Annotated in this window: 4 protein-coding genes and 1 pseudogene; 1 reads left to right on the top strand and 4 read right to left on the bottom strand. The window is 72.4% G+C overall.

The genetic code is table 11. The features are described 5' to 3' along the window. Both ABNT58_RS15965 and ABNT58_RS15960 read right to left on the bottom strand, forming a co-directional pair. Positions 1 to 976, bottom strand: a 976-nt coding sequence (locus ABNT58_RS15965) for a lysylphosphatidylglycerol synthase domain-containing protein (RefSeq protein WP_348754444.1), incomplete at its 3' end; no start/stop codon positions are given. 67 nt (positions 977 to 1,043) lie between these two features. Beyond that, a complete protein-coding gene (locus ABNT58_RS15960; protein ID WP_348754443.1) occupies positions 1,044 to 1,931 on the bottom strand; it encodes a LysR family transcriptional regulator in 888 nt (295 codons plus the stop codon). 103 nt (positions 1,932 to 2,034) lie between these two features. On the opposite strand from ABNT58_RS15960, the gene bla reads away from it, so the two are divergent. Next, positions 2,035 to 2,919, top strand: a complete 885-nt coding sequence (gene bla, locus ABNT58_RS15955) for a class A beta-lactamase (RefSeq protein WP_348754442.1) — start codon at positions 2,035 to 2,037, stop codon at positions 2,917 to 2,919. 10 nt (positions 2,920 to 2,929) lie between these two features. Here bla and ABNT58_RS15950 read toward each other — a convergent pair whose 3' ends face one another. Beyond that, positions 2,930 to 4,126, bottom strand: a complete 1,197-nt coding sequence (locus tag ABNT58_RS15950; protein WP_348754441.1) for an HPP family protein — start codon at positions 4,124 to 4,126, stop codon at positions 2,930 to 2,932. Positions 4,127 to 4,176: 50 nt separating this feature from the next. Beyond that, positions 4,177 to 4,437: pseudogene (locus tag ABNT58_RS15945) on the bottom strand (TerC family protein); the annotation flags it as partial.

The following is a 4,437-nucleotide window of genomic DNA, read 5'->3' as shown; positions in this document are numbered from 1 at the left end:
GCGCCAGGTAGATGACGATCCCAGTGGCCAGAGGCAGCAGGTAGTACAGCGCCCGGTACGCCAGCACCGCGCCCATCAGCTTGCCTTGTGGCACGGCGCCCGACAACAGGGCCAGGTACACCGCCTCCAGCACGCCCAGCCCGGCCGGTATCGGCGTGACCACGCCCACCACGGCGGCAGCCATGAGCACACCCAGCGTCATGCCGTAGCTCACCTGGCCGCCCAGCAGCAGGTACATCGCCCCGCCCATCAGTGCCCAGTTGCAGGCCGAAATCAGCACCTGAATGATGGCCAGCGGGCCCGACGGCAGCCGCACCTTGCGGCCGCGGAACTGCCAGGTGCGGCCCTTGGATGCAAAGCACCAGGCCACGTAAGCGCCGGCCATCACCACCATGCCCACGCCCAGCCAGCGGAAGGTGGTGGCCGTCATGTGGGCCTGCTCGGGCGGCGCGATCAGGCCTGAAGCGAACAAGGTACCGGCCAGCAGCCCGTAGCCCAGCCAGTTGGTGGCCAGGCTCACGCCCACCACCTGCGCTACCGTGGCTTCGTCCAGCCCGGCCTTGGCATACAGCCGTGCCCGCATGGCGACGCCGCCCACCAGGGAGCCCAGGTTCAGGTTGAAGGCATAGCTGGCCACCGCAATGGCCCAGGTGCGCAGCTTGCCGAGTTTGTGGCGCGTGTGGTGGCGGCCCAGCAGGTCGAAGCAGCCATACAGCGCATGGCTGGCCAGCGCCAGGCCCAGCACGCCCGCCAGCAGGCTGAGCTTGTATTGCTTCAGCGCCTCCCAGGCGCCGGCCCAGTCGATCTTGTGGGCATGCGACAGCAGCATCGCCAGCACCAGCAGCGCGAAGGCGGGCACCACCCAGCGCTTGTAGCGAGCCCAGAAGCCGGCAAAGCCGCCACGGCGCGCAGGCGGGTCGGCCGACGCCGTAGCGTCGTGCGGGGAGGGAAGGCTTGCTGCCGAATCGCTGACCATGGTGCACGGATGATCCGGGCCCGCAGCCGGCCGCGCCACGGGCCGGGCGCTTGTTGCGCTGTAGGTGCTATCCGACCACCTCCGGCATCGGCGGTTCGGCGGCATGCGTGGCCAGCAGCCAGCTGCGGAAATCGGCCATCGCCGGCGTCACCGGCCGCGACTTGAGCCGCGTCAGCCAGTACGCTCCCAGCGTGATGCCGGTGGCAAAGGGTTGCACCAGCCTTCCCCCGCGCAGCGCCGGGCTGAACATCGCCGGCGGCAGCAAGGCCACACCGGTGCCTTGCTCGGCCGCGGCCGCCATGGTCACCGACGAATCGAACACCGGCCCGCGCAGGCGGGGCGCGGGCAGCTGCGCCGCCGCGAACCAGCGCGGCCATTCGTCGGGCCGGTAAGAGCGCAGCAGCACCTCGCGCGCCAGGTCGGCCGGCCCCTGCAGCCGCTCGGCGATCTCGGGTGTGCACACCGGCGACAGCGGCGTGTCCATCAGCGCATCGGCCTCGGTGCCGTGCCAGCTGCCATCGCCGAAGCGGATGGCCAGGTGCAGGCCCTCGGCCGACAGGTCGACCCGGTTGTTGTGCGTGAGCAGCCGCAGGTCGATGAAAGGATGCGCCCGCTCGAAGGCGGGCAGCCGCGGCAGCAGCCAGCCCACCGCATAGGTACCGACCGCAGCCACCGTCAGCACCTCGCGCGGGCGGCCTTCGCGCAGCTGGCCCAGCACCGCGCCCAGGCGCTCGAAGGTCTCGCTGAGCAGGGGCAGCAACGCATGGCCTTCGTCGGTCAGCGCCAGGCCGCGGGGCAGGCGGCGGAACAGCGGCACCCCCACGCGTTGCTCGAGGTTCTTCACCTGCGCGGCCACCGCGTTCTGCGTCACCCGCAGCTCCAGCGCGGCCTTGGTGAAGCTGAGGTGGCGGGCCGCGGCTTCAAAGGCGCGCAAGGCATTCAAGGGCAACTGCATGCCCCAGATTTTCTGCGGTCTTGGGCACCGAATCAGCGTTGGTCAGGCACGTCACTCGCCGTTAAGGTGCCGGCCTGCCGTACACCACCACAAGGAGCCCCCGATGCAACGAAGACAGTTCAACACCCTCGGCCTGGCCGGGCTGGCCCTGGCCGCGCTGGGCGGGCCCGCCCGCGCCGCCCAGAAAAGCTGGGGCAGCGACGACGAGGCCGCCTGGGCGGTGCTCGAGGCCAGCGTGGGCGGGCGGCTGGGCGTGGCGGTGCTGGACACCGGCAGCGGCCAGCTCAGCGGTCAGCGGCTGGACGAGCGCTTTCCGATGTGCAGCACCTTCAAGTGGCTGCTGGCCGCCCATGTGCTGCAGCGGGTGGACGCCGGGCAGGAACAGCTGGACCGCCGCATCGTCTATGGCCGCGAGGTGCTGATCGACCACTCGCCCGTGACCCGCCTGCATGCCGACGGCAGCGGCATGACGCTGGGCGCCTTGTGCGAAGCCACCGTCACCCTCAGCGACAACGCGGCGGCCAACCTCATCCTGCAGACGCTGGGCGGGCCGGCGGGGCTGACCACCTTCGTGCGCACGCTGGGCGACCACCAGACCCGGCTCGACCGCACCGAGCCCGCGCTGAACGAAGCCCGGCCCGGCGACCCGCGCGACACCACCACGCCACGCGCCATGGCCGGCGCGCTGCAGCGGGCGGTGCTGGGCGATGCGCTCTCGCCGGCCGGGCAGGCGCAGCTGGTGCGCTGGCTGCAGGCCACCGCCACCGGCCTGCAGCGCCTGCGGGCGGCGGTGCCCGCGGGCTGGCAGGCCGGCGACAAGACCGGCACCGGCGCCCGCGGCACCAGCAACGACGTGGCGGTGTTCTGGCCGCCCAACGCGGCGCCGCTGGTGGTGTGCGCCTACCTCACCGAATGCCCGGCCGAGCCGCAGCGGCGCGATGCGGCGATCGCCGGCGTCGGCCGCCGCGTGGTCGAGGCCTACCGCTGACGGCGCCGGCTCAGCCGCCCTGCAGCCGCACCGCGCGGTACAGCGCCCGCACCAGGTCCGACAGGGTGATGATGCCCACCAGCCGCTTGTCGTCGTCGATGATGGGGATGTGGTGGTGGCCGCCTTCGGAAAACAGCGGCACCAGCTCGATCACCGGGCGATGCGCGCTGGCCACCCGCACCTGCCGGGTCATGATCTGGCCGACCGCCTCGGGCTTGCTGCTGTGGCTGAGGCCGCTGCGCCGCACCAGGGCGCGCAAGCGTTCGCCCAGGCCGTGATGGCGGGCCAGGTCGGCCTCACGCATGAAGTCGGCCATCGTCACGATGCCCACCACCCGCCGCGCGCGATCGATCACCGGCAGTGCCTTGATGCGGCGGCGCTGCATCAGCTGCCAGGCGTCGTCCAGCGGGGTGCCAAAGCTCACCGCCAGCGGCTCGGCCGACATGATGTCGGCGCAGCGCAGCTCGCCCAGGTTGCGCCGGTAGGCCGCCAGCTCGGCCTGCTGCAGCAGGCTTTGCAGGTCGTCGCGGCTCACGTCCAGCACCTGGCCGTAGTGGGCCATCGCGGCGTCCAGGTCGGCTTCGGTGAAGCGGCTGCCGGCGGTGGCCGGCGCGGGCGCCGGCAGCGGCCGGCCATGCGGGTAGCGGCGGCCGGTGAGGGGGTTGTAGACCATGCCCGCGGCCACCAGCAGCACCGAATTCACCAGCATCGGAAACAGCGCAAAGCGCAGGCTGCCCACCTGCGCCAGCACCACAAACAGGGCCGTGGCCCCGCCGGGCGGGTGCAGGCAGCGCAGCGCGAACATCAGCGCGATGGCGCCGCCCACGGCGAGTGCGCCGGCCCAGGCCTGATCGGGAATGAAGTGCACGCAGGCCAGCCCCACCAGGGCCGACAAGGTGTTGCCGCCCACCACCGACCAGGGCTGGGCCAGCGGGCTGGCCGGCACCGCGAACACCAGCACCGCACTGGCGCCCAGCGGTGCCACCAGCCAGGGGCCGGCCTGCCCGCCGCCCAGCCAGCGGCTCAGCAGCCCGGTGAAGAGGATGCCGATGGCCGCGCCCACCCAGGCCCGCAGCCGCTCGGCCTGGCCCACGTGCACCGGCGCCGGCAGCAGGTCGTGCAGCCAGCGGCGCCAGGCGGGGGGCGGCGGGGGAGCGACTTCAGGGGCGGGCAGCACATCGGCTGCATCACGGCGGGGCGACTGCATGGGCCGATGTTAGGCACATGCGCGGGCCGCCCCGCGCCCCCGGGCGCTGCTTACTCGGCCGTCGGCACGCTGGTGCCGGCCTTCAGCGCCGCGCGCTTGCCGCGCGAGCGGATGTTCAGCGCCTCCACCGCCAGCGAGAAGGCCATGGCTGCGTAGATGTAGCCCTTGGGCACATGCACGTCGAAGGCTTCGGCCGTCAGCGCCATGCCCACCATCACCAGGAAGGCCAGCGCCAGCACCTTGACCGACGGGTGGCTGTCGACGAAGTCGCCGATGGTCTTGGCGGCGAACAGCATCACGCCCACCGCGGC

Origin of the sequence: uncultured Aquincola sp. (assembly GCF_964001545.1) — a bacterium.
Lineage (GTDB): Bacteria > Pseudomonadota > Gammaproteobacteria > Burkholderiales > Burkholderiaceae_C > Aquincola.
This window is presented reverse-complemented; position numbering and strand designations above follow the sequence as displayed.